Genomic DNA, 13,657 nt, shown 5'->3' with positions numbered 1-13,657 from the left:
GGTCGTGCAGAATGGCGACGGCCTCCTTCTAGTTGGAAGAGGGCATGACGAAGCCCCTCGTGGTGCTTCAGGTTTCTGGGCGAAACCGAGAATCGAACTGTTCGACCGGGTGCGAACCGGCCGGACAACCCCTTCAGAGGGCGTGCGAAACCCTCTGGAGACAGATGGGGCGCCAGCCGGGGTGATTGCGAGTCACCTGGGTGGCTGAGCGTCCCGGCGGCGAATGCCGCCCCAGACCTACGTCATCTCGACCCCTCTGCGGAGGGCTGGTCGGGGTGCGCGGGAACGCGAAAAGACCCCGCTGACGTGCAGCGCGATTGATCGCGGAGACGGCGGGGATCTTGTGTGGCCCGGAAGGCCCACGGGTACAGTGGTGCCATGAACACCGAGAGCCTCCTTTGCAGGTTCTCTACTCCCCCGGGCTTCCCAAGGCGCGGGGGATTTTCAATATTCAGATAGACCTTGATCGCAGCCACCATACAGCGTCGCTCACGCTTCGTGCAGAGGGCGTTGCGGGTGAGTCGGCGAGAACCGTGTGGAAGGGGCATCTCGCGGTGCTGGAACGTGGGCTGACGGTGGCTCAGGGCAAGATGATGTCCATGCCTGCATCCCCTCCCCCAGGCTGGGACGCCATGGATCCCGGCGTTGCCACCTACGCGACCGCCGCACAGCAGCGCGCGTACATCGCGGCCATGAAGAAGATCCGCGAGCAGCGGAAGGTCGGCGACCTGGTCCGCGTCTACATCTGCGCCACCCCGCACATCGCCCGCCGCCAGGAGTGGGACCGGCGCCTTGCGAAGATCCGCCACCGGCTGCCCGGGGTTGAACTGCTGCAGTTCAACGACCTGTTCACGCCCGAGACCTACGCGGAGAAGTGGAAGCAGGAAGCGGCCAGCTTCGACGGCATGGTCGTCGTCGCCTCCCCCAAGCGCGGTGCCGAAGGGCACGTCTACAGGTTGGGCGAGACTGCCCGCCTCGAGGTCATCGACATGGTGAAGGCCGGCAAGCCGGTCCTCCTGCACGCCAAGGGCCTGGGCCTGATCCCGTTCGTCGACTGCAAAGTCCACCGGGTCGGCGGGGAGAGACTGCGGACGAAGGTGACGGTGCCCGACGACTGGAACCCCGCGGACTACGAGCCGACGCTGAGGGCCGCGCTGCGCGCACTGCGCCCCCGTAGTGCCGAGGCGGACAAGTCCAAGGACACTCCCCCGCATCTGACGCATCCCTTCGCTGCACCTCCTCAATGACGTCTTCGACCCGTTGTCGACTACAAACGCGCAGGTCGCGCTCGTGGTGCCCATGATCCGAACATGTTTTTCCGGATTCGCCAAGAGCGGTATGCCGGATTCGCCGGATCTCCCGTCCGGCGGGCAACATTCCGAGTTGGCCGTCCGCCTGACGGGAAGCAGAGGACTCGAACAGCATTCACGATCAGCGCCGGTTGCACCAGGAAGAGGGTCTTCCGGTAGGAACATACGAACGCTCTGATCAGGCATCAGAGCACTCAGCACGTCGACCGGGTTCTCGGTGAGCTTGGTTCTGCTGGCGCAGTGAACGAGCCGTCCAGCCATCACCAGCTCCACTCGTGGGCGAGAACGGAGAACAGCACGCTGTCGCGCCACGCTCCGTTGGTGAAGACGTGGTCGCGCAACACGCCCTCGCGGCGAACCCGAGCTGCTGAACGACGGCGATCGAGGCGGCGTTGTCCGAACCGATCGCCGCGGTGATCCGGTGGAGACCGATCTCCTTGAACGCGTATGTGACCAGAGCGCGGGCCGCGTCCGTGGCGTAGCTGCGGCCCCACTCCGTAGCTGCGATGGCGTAGCCCAGCTTCCCGGCCTGGACGCCACTGAGCCCGATCCTGGCGAATCCGATCACGCGATCGCCGTCGCGCTTGGTCACCCCGAAGTAGAACTCGGTCCGGGGCTCCTGCTGAGCGCGCTCGAGCGCGCCCTCGATCATGGCGACGGCCTGGTCCCGGTTACGGCTGTCGAAGGACAGCCACGTTGTGACCTTGTCGTCTCCGATGATTGCCAGGACGTCGTCGACGTCCTCGAGGGAGAACTCGTGTAGGACGACCTGGTTGCCGAGGATGCGGATCGGATACGTCACAGGTGATCTCCTCAGGCGGCCGTCACGCGTCGAAGGTCAGCAGGGGTACGTCGTAGAGGTCGGGGTTCTTGGGCCGGGTCATCACCGGGGCGGTGACTTCGACTACGAGCATCTCGACAAGGAACTGGACGCGGGCGCTGAGCAGATGGCTTGTGTGGCCGGTGGCCGATCGCGCCTTCTCCCCCAGCGAGGTGTGGATGTGCGGCAGGACCGTGTCCGTCTCAGCGTCATACGCGAGCGTTCCGCACCCCATGGCCTCCACTCCGGTCAGGTGGACCTTGCTCCACACGGGAGCCTCGGGGTTCTCTAGCTTCTCGCAGGCGCCGACGATCTCGGCTTCGGCGAAGCCGGCGATGAACATGGGGATGTAGCCGTGCCGTACGTTCTTGCTGCGGCAGAAGTCGGCGAGGGTGGGAAAGAAGTCGTCGCCGTGATCGAAGGTCACGCCGAAGGTCCGGCCGGTGGTGAGTTCGTAGCTGCGCAAGATAGGGTCCCGGGGCTGTTGGGGCGGTTACGAGAGGGTGCTGAAGGCCTGCATGATCTGGTCCCTGTCGGCGCCGGTCATCAGCAGTAGCTGAAGCAAAATGCGCGCCTTGACCGGGTCCAGCGTGCTACCGGAGATCAGCCCGCGGGCGAGCAGGTCCGACTCGGAGCCGGGGAAGCCGTAGGTCTGCCGCAGTACGGGGCCGGATCCGGTGCGGGTGGCCAGGATGACCGGCATGCGCTTGGCGAGGTCGGTGAGGGCGTCCACGCAGGCCATCGGGACGTGGCCGGCCCCGAACGCAGCGACGACCAGGCCGTCGACGTAGTCCCCGAGGACCTGGAGGAGCGTCCCGTCGTCTCCGATCCCGACCGTGAAGACGGTGGTGCGGGCGGCGGGAGCGGTGGCGCTCGGGGGAGCAATCGTCGGGGCCGCGTCGGGGCGGGCCAGAATGCGTACGTGGTCTTCCGCGACGTAGCCGACCGGACCTGGGTACGAGGTGAAGGCGGTGGGGCTCGTGGCGTGGGTCTTGCGGACCCAGCGGGCAGCGTGGATCTCTTCCCCGAATACCACCACACAGCCGGTGCCCCGTGCTTCGGCGCTGGCCGCGGTGCGGATCGCGGCCAGCACGTTCGCGGGACCGTCCGCTCCCGCCATGCTCGCGTTGCGCATCGCGCCGGTGACCACGATCGGCATGTCGCCCGTGGTGACGAGGTCCAGCAGGTACGCAGTCTCCTCGATCGTGTCCGTCCCCTGGGTGACGACCACGCCGTCGACCGCGAGTGTCTCGATCGTCGCGGCGAGCTCGAACAGGTCGGAGAAGGACAGCGACGCGCCGGGCAGACGGCGGAAGTCACGTACCTCCACATGGATGCCGGTGTCAGCGAGCCCCGGTACCGCGGCGATTAGGTCGTCGGCCGACAGCGTCGGCGTCGCGCCGCCGTCGGTCTGCGCGGTCATCGCGATCGTGCCGCCGAGCGAGATCACTGCGACGCGCCGGACGTTGTCGGCCATGGCCTCTTTCCCCTTCGTGAACAGGCAGGTGATGGTGCGGGATCAGTGATCGGCCGGAAGAGAGGCCACGTACGCGCAAGCGGCGTCGATGCCAGCTGCGGAGACCAGCCGGCTGCGGGACTGGATCAGCCCAGACGATCCGTACCGGGCGAGCTGGCCGCACCGCTGGATCAACCAGGACCACGGCAGATCGAGGTACTGCGCCAGAGCACGCAGCCGTCCGGCAGCCGTCGGCGCCGCGGTGAGTGAGTCCGCGTCGACGTCGCGCGCCGCGATCGTGAACTCGCGGACGACCGAGGACCGGGCGGTCACGTCGACGTGCCACATGCCGTCGCCCCTCACCCAGTTCGCGATCACCGCTTCCTTGTCGGGCGAGACCACGAAACCCTCAACGCTCTCGTACGCGGGATCGGACGTGAACTGTGCGTGGATCCCGAGCGACTCCATCAACGCCACGGCCAGGAACAGCAGGACCCGCTCGTACCTCGGAGATGAGCGGACCACCTCCTCCGGGATGCAGAACGCCCGGGTGCTCGTGCTGCCGAGCGCCTTCGTGGTTTCCCGCAAGTACGGGTACTTGTGGTCGAAGATCAGCCAGGCGCTGGCCTCCTCACCGCGCTGTTCCCTTGTCCAGAACGCGGGCAGCGCTGGCAGATCGGGCAGCGCCCGGAGGATGTGGCGAGCGCAGAAGTCCGAGCCCAGCCACATGTGGGCGACCGGATTCAATCCGGGTGCGGCTTCCCGGCTGACCGCAGAGGAGGATAGCCGCTCGTAGGCCTTGAGATCGCTGCGGGTTTCGGCAAGAGGCTGGTCATCGGCCTGTAGAGCATCGTCGTAGTTGCTGACGGCCCACAGAATGCCGTAGGTGAGGTCATCCAGTTCGTAGGCCGCGGGCGCGGCGACTTCGTACACGCCGCCGTTCTTCGCGAGCTTGCTGCGGGCCGATCGGCCGTCCAGAGCGTAGAACCGTGAGACTCCCTCGGCGTTGACTGCCCCGACCAGCAGGCTGCGATGCGGCCGTGCCAGGAATTCCTCAGCCCGCCGCTGGTCGGGGACGGACACGATCACTCGGCCTCCCTCGAGGCGCGCGGGGTGCACCTGGAGCGAGAGCTGGGACCCGAGCATGGAACGGCCACCCGGGATGAGGGCGTGCAAGTCGACTCCGAAGTCAGGTGTCGGACGGGACAGCTGAAGGCCTGGCCAGCTTTCGGCGGCGGTTCTCGCAAACCCGAATGAATCTTCGGAGGTGCTGATTGCTGAAGCTGCTGGCATCCCCGTGCCGGCAACCGCAGCTACACCGACCCCCACCCCGGCGCGCAAGAGCGCGCGTCGATCGAGTGCCACAAGCACCACCGTTCCATCGTCGAGACGTGCAGGGACGAAGATCCCCTCACTGTCCGACGGTGCCGTGTGCGAAAGGGCCGTGGCCAGGCTCATCGGTGTATCGGATACATGGGCCTCCGAACCGGATACATGGATGGGCTCGGATACACCTCGGTTGATCTCCTGCCACAGCTCGATCAGGAACCCGCCAGCACCAAGCGTTCGGTCGATGAGCTCCGCCTCACCCCGGTCCTGAGGTGGGCGGGCCCCGTTTTCCCAACGCTGCACCTTGGAGTGCGAAACGAACGTCCTCGCGGCGAATTCCCGCATGGACAGTCCACGCGCCTCACGCAGCTGTCGGATCATGTAGCCAAGGCGGTGCTGGGGAGACTGGTCCGGCGTCAGCACCTTCGGCCTCTGCCCCACGTTGAGCCCCCTCGATGTATCCAAGTCCCTGTATCCGCAGGACGGATACAGGGCAACCGTAGAAGTCACCCAAGATCACGCCTACACCTGGAGTACCGGCTTCTCCAGCCGGGATCCCCAACTTCGGCTCTAGGAGGGCGAGATGAACGAGCTTCGGCATGCCCACGACACGGGGCACCGTGTAGCCGACGCGCATGGCCGCAACATCGATCTCACGCCCACCGGCGCGAGGTCGACACATGACTGCACCTGCTCGGGAGCCATGGCAGGAACCCGGCCGCGCGGACACCTCCGCGGCACGGTGGTCATACGCGTCACGGTCATTCTGACCGGCGGATTGGTCGTAACGGTTCTGCTGGTGGTGATCCGCGACATCGTCACCACCGTGGCCAGCACCAGCGTGACCGGTGTGATCCTCAAGGCCCTGCTGATGCCGTCTCACCGGCGGGACCGGTGAGTTCCGTGGCCTCTTGCGATCGGCTTCGCGCGCGCCGGGCACTGTGGGTTGGCTCCCTGTGCGGGAGTAGCAACCCACAGTGCACGGGTCACGAAGCGGGTACATCAGGCGTCGAACTCGTAGTCGAGCACGTACGCGGCGGAGTCCATGGTCATTTCGTTGATCTCCACCGCTCGCCCTTCGGAGTCGAACGCTGTACGCGCCAGCTTGATGACCGTCCTGTCGGCGGGAATGGCCAGCCGGGCTGCCTCTTCGGCGGAAGGCATACGCACGCGGATCTCCTCCCGGAAGTGAGCCGGGGCTCGACCAAGGTCAGCCAGACGGGCGTAGATACCGCCGGGACCGGTGTCGGCCTGAGTGATGGGCGAGCCCGCCACCAGCGACTGCGGCAGGTAGGACTCCGCCACCATGACCGGGCGTCCTTCCATTACGTACCGACGACTGCGGACGCAGACCGTCTCGCCGGGCGCCAGCTCGAACACGTCGCTGATGTGGTTCGGCGGGGTCGTGTCTTCCTGAACCGTGATTTGGTCGACGTCCGGAGCGCGGCGGTCGTCTGCGGACCAGATCGTCTTCCCGCTGCCCCACTGCCCGCGGGCCAGCCGGGGAATGCCCCGCCGCCTGATCGGGCGGAACGACTCAACGAACCAACCGGATCCCTTGCGAGACCCGACAAGGCCTTCCCTGCGCAGCACTCCGAGCGCCTGGCGCATCGTGAGGGGTGCTACGCCGAAGTCGGCAGCCAGGGTGTTCTCGCCTGGGAGACGGTCGCCGGGCTGGTAGTCGCCGCGTTCGAGCGCACCCCTCAGTTCTGCGGCAATCCGCAGGTACTTGGGCTGGCTGGTCTGGCCCTCGCGGCTCATCTGTCTCCCAGTGGTCGGCTCTCTATAGAGCTGATCGTACGGGCGGACGGCCGAGGCAGGCCAAGGCCGTCCCTGACAATTTAGCGCGTCTCTCTAATGAACCGTTGACCTCTATAAAGAGATTTGCTCTACTGGAGGCAAGCGAGGTCACGACGAGCGATCTGCCGATCACCCCGTGCTGCCCTACTCGACTCACCGCTCTGAACCAACCAGGACAGACCCCTTGCGAGAGGACCACCCCATGAACATCACCCGCCGTCCCGCCGCCAGCCTCGCCAGCGAGTCCTTCGACGGCGAAACACTGGCGCTCCTGGCTGAACTTGAGGTGGAGCTCCCCGAGTTCGGCGACGTTGACCTGGACATGGCGTTCGGTACGCCGCTGGAGATGTACGCGGCTGGTCATCTCCCCCATGAGCAGTTGGACAGCCTGGACATCAAGGCAGCCATTGAGGCGATCGAGGCCCGCGAGAACCGCATGCTCGCCGCCCGCGACATCGCCGCCGACCCGGTCGCCACCGAGCTGGTGCGCGAGCGCCTGGTCGACGTGCTCATCCTCTTCGCCGCGCAGCTGCGCAGCACGTCGCTGGCCGCCGCAACGGCCCTGCCGGTCGCGGCCTGACTTCTCCACTCCCGCCGGGTCTTCGGACCCGGCTCCCCCACCTGGAACCGCCCACGGGCGGCGCCGGATGAGGGAGCCGGACCCACAGTCCCAATCCCGATCAACTTCATATGTCTGGCTGTCCGTGCTTACACGCCGGCCTTGGTGACGAGTTCGACGCGGTCCCTTGGAGCCACAGCCAGATGAGCCACCCGCAGCTATTGCGCTGCCCGCCGGTCAGGAAACGGGCCCCGCCCGGCTCCTGGCTGAAGGAGAACGCAATCGCCACCCAGGGAGTCAACTCGATGCGCCACAATGGCCGCGCCCCCATCAAGGCCAGCAGCCTTCGCCCCGAGCACCTCAACCTCCGCGAGGGCGAGACCCGCATGGTCGTATGCCCCGAATGTAAGACATGGCACCGCCTGACCCGGTCGATGATTCACCCCCACCGCGACGGTGTGGAGCAGCCGAAGCCCGAGGGCCGCCGCTACCGTGACGCCTCCGTCAAGGCCAAGCCGTCCAACGGCCGCCGCTGCCCCGGCAGCGCGCAGCGCATCGAGATCGACATCACCTCCGAGCAGTGGACCGAGCGGCTGCTCGCCGCTGAGAGCACGGCGTCCAGCCGGCGCACCACCAACCCGGTCCGCAAGCCGCGCCCTCAGGCCCCGCCTGCGACCGTCCAGATGAACTCTGCTGCTCGGGGCCCGCGGGAGCAGCTTGCCGAGCACCTCCAGGACGACTGCTCGCAGTGCCGCCTCGGGCACTGCGCCACGGTGATCGAACTGCGCAAGCTGATCAGCCGCATCGCGCAGACCAACGTCCCCGCTCTGTACGGGCAGCTGCGCACGGCTCTGCAGCAGCACCGCACCACCTGCTCGCCGTGCAAGGCGGGCACGCCCTGCGAGGGGGGCCGCCGACTCACCGCCCGGATGTCCGGGCTCGCCCAGGACCAGATGCGCAGCACCCGTCCCGACCTGTACCGCACCACCCGCCAGGTCCCGACAGTCCACCTCACCCGCAACGGCTTCATCACCCGGACCGCGCCCGCCGCCTCGGACGGCCGCGACGCCGAACGGGGTTGAGGCCCGCACGAACGACCGCGGCCGCGGCTGCTCGTACGACAGCCGAAACGACGACGACCCCGGGATAGCGCCCCAGGGCCGTCAGCAGGTCAATCCAGTGGAGGAAAAACCTTGAGTCCCATGATGACATCTCCCGCGCCTCCTGGTGCGCGCGGTGACAGCAGCCCGTGCATGGACGACATGCTGCGCCGGGCCCGCCAGGCCGACTCCGGCCGGCCTGCGGCCCGCCCCGAGCTCCCCGCCGTCGTCCCCGGCCTGTACGTGCGCCACCGCGAGGGCGGATTCACCGCCCACATCACGGCCTCCCCGGACACCTTCAGCGAGGTGCGCCGGCTGACCGCGACGGTGCCGGTGGCGTACGGAGCCGAGCAGGAGGCCGCGGACACCGCGCAGTGGGTCGTCTCGGAGCTGCTCGGCAACGCCGTGCGGGCCAGCGGCGATCACGTACCGCTGATCGTGGAGGTGTACGCCACCGGCCGCGGTGTGGCGGTGAGCGTGCACGACCCCGTCGGCGAGCTGCTGCCGATCCGCCGCTCGGTGGCGATGGACAGCGATGACGCGGAGTCCGGGCGCGGCCTGGACCTGCTGGACGTCCTCACCTCCGGATGGCGCGTCGTCCCCACACCGCTCGGCAAGCAGATCCACTGCCACATCGGCGGCACGCAGTAGCACCTCCCGCCGAAGGGGCGGGTGTGAAGAAGGTCAGCCCGGTGATGGCGCGCACGTTGCGCTGGAGGGCCGCTGATCACCGCACCCCGCCCCTTCGGCTTGCCCGCACACCCCACCCGCCTGAACCGCCCGCTACGGAGGACACACATGGACTGGCGTCACAACGCTGTCTGCCGCGAAAAGGACCCCGATCTCTTCTTCCCCGTCGGCAACACCGGCCCGGCTCTGCTGCAGATCGAGGAAGCCAAATCGGTCTGCCGCCGCTGCCCCGTCATCGAGCAGTGCCTGCAGTGGGCGCTGGAGTCCGGCCAGGAGCACGGCGTCTGGGGCGGGCTGAGCGAGGACCAACGCCGCTCGATGAAGCGCCGCGCCGCCCGTAACCGGGCCCGGGCCGCGGCACAGGCCCGTGGCTGAGTCCCTGTACGACCGCTACATGAAGGCCACAGCCGCCAACCGTGCGCACGGCGAGACCTGCACCAGGTGCTCACCGGACGCGCGGTGCGACACCGGCCAGCGTCTGTACGAGTCGCTCGCCCGGTTCCAGGACGCCTACCTCGCCCAGCAGAAGCAGAAGCGGGACTGACCGCAGCACGGGACGGAAACCCAACTTCCGTCCGCACCACGTTGTTCCACCAGGCCGGCCGCCCGCCGTACGGGCGCCGGCCTTTCGCGCGTCTCCAGCCCGGGAAAGTCTCGGGCTCGCTTCCCCCGCCAGGAGAGCCCCATGCGCAGCAGCACCCAGCTCGACACCGCGACGACCACCACCGGCGCCACCCGGCTGCCGGACTCGCTGTGCACGCACACCCCGAAGTGCCCGTCGGCCGACAGTCCGGACCGGGAGGCCGCGCACGTCGTGGCCGCTCACCCGGAGCAGGGCTGGAGCCTGCTGTGCAACGGCGTCCTGCTGTTCGAGGACACCGGCGAGCTGCTCCCCGACGGCCAGGTCATCGCCCCGCACCGGCCCCTCGCGGTCGTGGCCTGACGGCTGCCTGATCCGCCCGCACCGGCCGCCGACTTCACGGCGGCCGGGTCGGGCGGTGACTGGGAGCCGGACAGTCCGGACCGCGTGACCCGCCAAGGAGTTGCCGTGCGCGACAGCGCCCAGAGCACCACCCCCGCGATCAAGTTCAAGCGGGGCCAGTTCGTCCTGTACCGCGCCCCGGAGCTGTTCTGGACCGGGCAGACCAACCACACCTTCGTCTGCCGCGTCGACCGGGTCTGCCTGGACAACACCTACGACCTGACCCCGCTGCCCAACGGCCGCCCGATCTACTACGCGAACCCCGACTACATGCGGCTGCTGCCGGCCGTCGACGCGATGCGCGACATCGACACCGCGCCGCTGAACACCGACGGCGCGGCCGACGACATGACCGCGGCCGCCATCGCCTGGCTCACCCAGCAGCACGCGACCGCTAACCAGCGGCCGGAGCTGCCCGCCCAGCGCGACTGACCGAACCACCCGTGAACCGCCGCCCCCGTGGGGCGGCACCCGATCTGGAAGGAGGCGGCGTGGCCGCCACTCGAACCCGTAAGAGGCCCACCGCCCGCAAGAAGCCGGCGGCATCCCGTCCGACTCAGCAGCCCACCGCCTCCCCCACCCCCGACGCTCCCCCGGCCCAGGCCGGAACTACTGAGACGGAGATGGACTGGGAGGCGCTGGCCCGTGTCGCGGACGCCCGGGACCGGGCCGCCGACATCATCGACACCGCGCGCGAGCAGGCCGCAGTCCTCCAGGCGGAAGCGGAGACGGCGGCCGCGCGCACCGTCGCCGACACGCACGAGCAGGTCACCGTGCTGATGACCGAGGCGCAGTCCCGCGCCGCGGGCATCACCGCCGACGCCGACCAGGAGGCCACCGCCCAGCGCGCGGCGGCGAAGAGCGACCTGGAGGCCGCGCGCGGCGAGGCCGACCGGCTTCTGGCGGAGGCCCGCGACCGTGCCGAGACCCTGGTGGCGGAGGCCCGCGCGCAGGTCGCCGACCTGACCGAGCTGGCCGCCACTGACCGCGAGGCGACCGGCAAGGCGGTTGCCGAGCTGCGGCGCCTGGCCGAAGCCGATCTCACCGAGATCAGCGCCCTGGTCGACCAGCGCCGCCTCGAGGCCGGGCAGATCCTCGCCCGCGCCCAGGAGCAGGCCGACGAACTGGTGGCCGCTGCGCAGCGGGAGGTCGACCAGGCCCGCGAGCGGTTTGCCCAGCTCGCGGCGAAGGCGGCTGAGCAGTACGACGGCCGCCGGGCGGAGGCGGAGGCGCTGTACGCGGACGCGGTCAAGGCCGCCGACGACCGGCGCCGCGAGGCCGACCAGCACGTCGCCGCCGCGCACACCGAGGCGGAGCAGGCCCGCACCGAGCTGCGTGAGAAGCTGCGCGCGCTCACCGACCAGTTCGACACGGAGGCCGCGACCAAGCGCAAGGCCCTCGCCGACGAGCTCGCCGGGCTCAAGCAGGCGTGCGACAAGCAGCGCGAGCGGCTGCGGGAGGAAGCCAAGACCGTCGCGGCGCAGCTGCGGGAGGCCGCCCAGAAGGAGGCGAGCCGCATCACCACGGAGGCGGAGCGCAAGGCGAAGGGCATCACCGATCGGGCGCAGGCCGATGAGGCCCGCGCACGCCGGCTGCTCGATGAGGCCCGGGAGGCGAAGCGGGCCAACTCCCGCTTCCGGGGCTGGCAGCAGAACCTCAGCCGCAAGGCGTGGAAGACCGCCCCGTGGATCGCGCTCGCCGCCGGCGTCGGTCTCGCCGCCTCCGGCGAGTACGAGCTGGCCCGCATGGTCGGCATCCACCCCTACGTCGCCCCGCTGCTGCCGGTCAGCATCGACGTCTACTGCGTCACCGCGTTCCGGGCCAAGAAGGACATCCCCTACGCGCTGCTGCTGATGGCGTCGGCGAACGTGACGTACCACCTGTCCGAGCAGGCGCACATCGTCAAGGAAGGCCAGTCGGCACCGTGGCAGCTGACCACGTTCGTCGTGCTGATCTTCGTGGCGGTCATCTGGCGCGTCCACACGCTCATGCACGACGACGGTACGGACGGACACGGCAGTACGGCTGCTGCGGGCGGCCGTACCGGTACGGACAGCGGAAACGGAACGCCCGCCCGTACAGGTACGCACCGGCGTACAGACGGAACGGATGGCGCGTCGTCCAGCCGTACAGGGGCCGCCAGCCCCGACCTGTACACCGCTCACAGCGCGGTCCGGCCGGACGGAACGGGCACCGGACGGGACGGTACGGACCCTGTACGCCCCGCCTCGCACCCGCCGCACGATGACGGGTTCGAAGCGGCGGTGACCAGGCCGTACAGCGACCGTACAGACGGTGTACACACCACCCCCGAGGGGGCGCGGCGTACAGGTACAGCGGCTGCGGGGCGTACCGGTACGGCCAGTGCGGCCGTACAGGCGCGCACGGGTGCCATCAGCGTCCGTACACAGTCCGGCGGTGACGGTGTTCCGGAGGCCCGTACAGGTACGGGTGCCGCGTCCTCTCCTGCAACCGGAACCAGCGGTACGGCGGGTGCGGACCGTCCCGGTACGCCTGTACGGACGGACGCTGAACTCCTGCCGCTCGTACAGAACCTGCCGCGTGACGAGGACGGCTTCGTCACCCTCTACCAGGCCCGCACCAAGCTCAGCGTCAACCAGTCCCGCGCGGTCCGGCTGCTGAAGGAGGCCGGCCTGCTGCGTCCCGAGGACGCGGACAAGCACCTGAAGTGATCCACCGTCCGGCACACAGCAGTGAGGGCCAGCCCATCGGAAGTGGGCTGGCCCTCGCTGCGACTGCCGGAAGCAGTCGACAGCCCCACAAGTACACCAGGAGGGAATCCCCGCCGTGAACAGCAACAACGACCCGAATTACGCACCTCTGCGCGACGTCGCGCAGAGCCCGGAGGCAACCGCCCGGTACCTGGCCGACGTTCAGCGGGTCCTGCTGGACATCGGCAAGAACCTGGAGACCCTCGCGCACGAGACCCGCGTGCACCTGCGCGACACGCACGTGGAGGGCGACCGCTGGTACCACGCCAGGCTGCGCGCGATGCCCGTCGAAAAGGCCCTCGGAAACGTGCTCAAGAACCTGAACAACCTTACCGAGGGCCTGGAAAAGAGCGCCTATAAGCGCCGCGCCCACGACGAGGCCGTTGTGAATACGGCCAAGGGCAGGAAGGAAAAGGAAATCGAAAGGCAGCGGAAGAAGAACCCGCCGTCGCTCCAGGCCGCGCCCAATCCGCCGCAGCAGGGTGGACAGAACCAGAATCCCGGGTACAGTGGTGGTCCCACGTCGATTTACGACCTCGGTCGGGAGTCGGCGTGAACCGCCCCCTCAATAGTGCCGAACGCTCCGCGCAGCGGCGGCAGAACTGGCTGACGGAAGAGGCGAAGAAAGCCCGCGAATCTCGCGGCGAGGCAGGTCAGATGGAATTCTGGCTCCGCCTGGCGCGATCCCGAATGGCCAAGGACGTTAAAGCCGGTCGCGGCGACGTCTACTCCGGATTCGCGATGATCTGCCGCCTGTTCATCACGGCGCTGGACCAGCGCGTGGAGGGCAACGGACGGATCTGGAACGACCTGCTGCAGTACGCGGAACAGGTCGTGGCGAAGCACGACCCGCGTAACTGAACGTCACCAGCGAAGGCC

The 13,657-nt window shown here is 68.6% G+C and carries 17 protein-coding genes; 12 read left to right on the top strand and 5 right to left on the bottom strand.

Features of this window, described 5'->3' with window-relative positions; translation table 11 throughout:
- Positions 1-599 precede the first annotated feature (599 nt).
- Positions 600-1,247 (top strand): hypothetical protein, encoded by a 648-nt coding sequence (locus tag ABTX62_RS23285; protein WP_352117987.1) that lies wholly within the window; start codon positions 600-602, stop codon positions 1,245-1,247.
- A gap of 241 nt (positions 1,248-1,488) precedes the next feature.
- Here the strand turns inward: ABTX62_RS23285 and ABTX62_RS23280 are convergent, their stop codons facing one another.
- From ABTX62_RS23280 to ABTX62_RS23265, 4 genes are read right to left on the bottom strand one after another with little or no spacing between them, the layout of a single operon-like run.
- Positions 1,489-2,112 carry a GNAT family N-acetyltransferase gene (locus tag ABTX62_RS23280; protein ID WP_352117986.1) on the bottom strand — a complete coding sequence of 208 codons (624 nt, stop codon included), beginning with the start codon at positions 2,110-2,112 and terminating at the stop codon, positions 1,489-1,491.
- A gap of 22 nt (positions 2,113-2,134) precedes the next feature.
- Positions 2,135-2,596: a PPC domain-containing DNA-binding protein gene (locus ABTX62_RS23275; protein ID WP_352117985.1), complete on the bottom strand. Its 462-nt coding sequence runs from the start codon at positions 2,594-2,596 to the stop codon at positions 2,135-2,137.
- Positions 2,597-2,623: 27 nt separating this feature from the next.
- Positions 2,624-3,607, bottom strand: coding sequence for an asparaginase (locus ABTX62_RS23270; protein ID WP_352117984.1), 984 nt, complete (start codon positions 3,605-3,607; stop codon positions 2,624-2,626).
- A gap of 42 nt (positions 3,608-3,649) precedes the next feature.
- Positions 3,650-5,296 carry a helix-turn-helix domain-containing protein gene (locus ABTX62_RS23265; RefSeq protein ID WP_352117983.1) on the bottom strand — a complete coding sequence of 549 codons (1,647 nt, stop codon included), beginning with the start codon at positions 5,294-5,296 and terminating at the stop codon, positions 3,650-3,652.
- Positions 5,297-5,498: 202 nt separating this feature from the next.
- Here ABTX62_RS23265 and ABTX62_RS23260 point away from each other — a divergent pair, with 202 nt between their 5' ends.
- A complete protein-coding gene (locus ABTX62_RS23260) occupies positions 5,499-5,813 on the top strand; it encodes a hypothetical protein (protein ID WP_352117982.1) in 315 nt (104 codons plus the stop codon).
- A gap of 104 nt (positions 5,814-5,917) precedes the next feature.
- Here ABTX62_RS23260 and ABTX62_RS23255 read toward each other — a convergent pair whose 3' ends face one another.
- Positions 5,918-6,676: a GntR family transcriptional regulator gene (locus ABTX62_RS23255; RefSeq protein ID WP_352117981.1), complete on the bottom strand. Its 759-nt coding sequence runs from the start codon at positions 6,674-6,676 to the stop codon at positions 5,918-5,920.
- Between the two features lie 241 nt (positions 6,677-6,917).
- Between ABTX62_RS23255 and ABTX62_RS23250 the strand changes: the two genes are divergently transcribed.
- The 10 genes from ABTX62_RS23250 to ABTX62_RS23205 all read left to right on the top strand — a co-directional run bounded on the left by ABTX62_RS23250 (position 6,918) and on the right by ABTX62_RS23205 (position 13,639).
- Complete coding sequence (locus ABTX62_RS23250; RefSeq protein ID WP_352117980.1) at positions 6,918-7,295, top strand: hypothetical protein; 378 nt, start codon at positions 6,918-6,920, stop codon at positions 7,293-7,295.
- Between the two features lie 182 nt (positions 7,296-7,477).
- A complete protein-coding gene (locus tag ABTX62_RS23245; RefSeq protein WP_352117979.1) occupies positions 7,478-8,356 on the top strand; it encodes a hypothetical protein in 879 nt (292 codons plus the stop codon).
- A gap of 171 nt (positions 8,357-8,527) precedes the next feature.
- A complete protein-coding gene (locus tag ABTX62_RS23240) occupies positions 8,528-9,025 on the top strand; it encodes an ATP-binding protein (protein WP_352117978.1) in 498 nt (165 codons plus the stop codon).
- A gap of 147 nt (positions 9,026-9,172) precedes the next feature.
- Complete coding sequence (locus ABTX62_RS23235; RefSeq protein ID WP_352117977.1) at positions 9,173-9,439, top strand: WhiB family transcriptional regulator; 267 nt, start codon at positions 9,173-9,175, stop codon at positions 9,437-9,439.
- A complete protein-coding gene (locus ABTX62_RS23230; protein ID WP_352117976.1) occupies positions 9,432-9,608 on the top strand; it encodes a hypothetical protein in 177 nt (58 codons plus the stop codon). The genes ABTX62_RS23235 and ABTX62_RS23230 overlap by 8 nt, the downstream gene beginning before the upstream one ends.
- 207 nt (positions 9,609-9,815) lie before the next feature.
- Positions 9,816-10,007, top strand: coding sequence for a DUF5999 family protein (locus tag ABTX62_RS23225; protein ID WP_352118023.1), 192 nt, complete (start codon positions 9,816-9,818; stop codon positions 10,005-10,007).
- A 105-nt stretch (positions 10,008-10,112) separates the two neighbouring features.
- Complete coding sequence (locus ABTX62_RS23220; RefSeq protein ID WP_352117975.1) at positions 10,113-10,478, top strand: hypothetical protein; 366 nt, start codon at positions 10,113-10,115, stop codon at positions 10,476-10,478.
- Between the two features lie 59 nt (positions 10,479-10,537).
- Positions 10,538-12,739 (top strand): hypothetical protein, encoded by a 2,202-nt coding sequence (locus tag ABTX62_RS23215; protein ID WP_352117974.1) that lies wholly within the window; start codon positions 10,538-10,540, stop codon positions 12,737-12,739.
- A 115-nt stretch (positions 12,740-12,854) separates the two neighbouring features.
- Entirely contained in the window at positions 12,855-13,334 is a 480-nt protein-coding gene (locus tag ABTX62_RS23210) for a hypothetical protein (protein ID WP_352117973.1), read from the top strand.
- Positions 13,331-13,639, top strand: a complete 309-nt coding sequence (locus tag ABTX62_RS23205; protein ID WP_352117972.1) for a hypothetical protein — start codon at positions 13,331-13,333, stop codon at positions 13,637-13,639. The genes ABTX62_RS23210 and ABTX62_RS23205 overlap by 4 nt, the downstream gene beginning before the upstream one ends.
- Positions 13,640-13,657: the final 18 nt, after the last annotated feature.

It is taken from the genome of Streptomyces sp. NPDC096046 (assembly GCF_040303285.1).
Classification (GTDB): domain Bacteria; phylum Actinomycetota; class Actinomycetes; order Streptomycetales; family Streptomycetaceae; genus Streptomyces.
The sequence above is the reverse complement of the archived record's forward strand: the minus strand, read 5'-3'. Positions and strand labels throughout refer to the sequence as shown.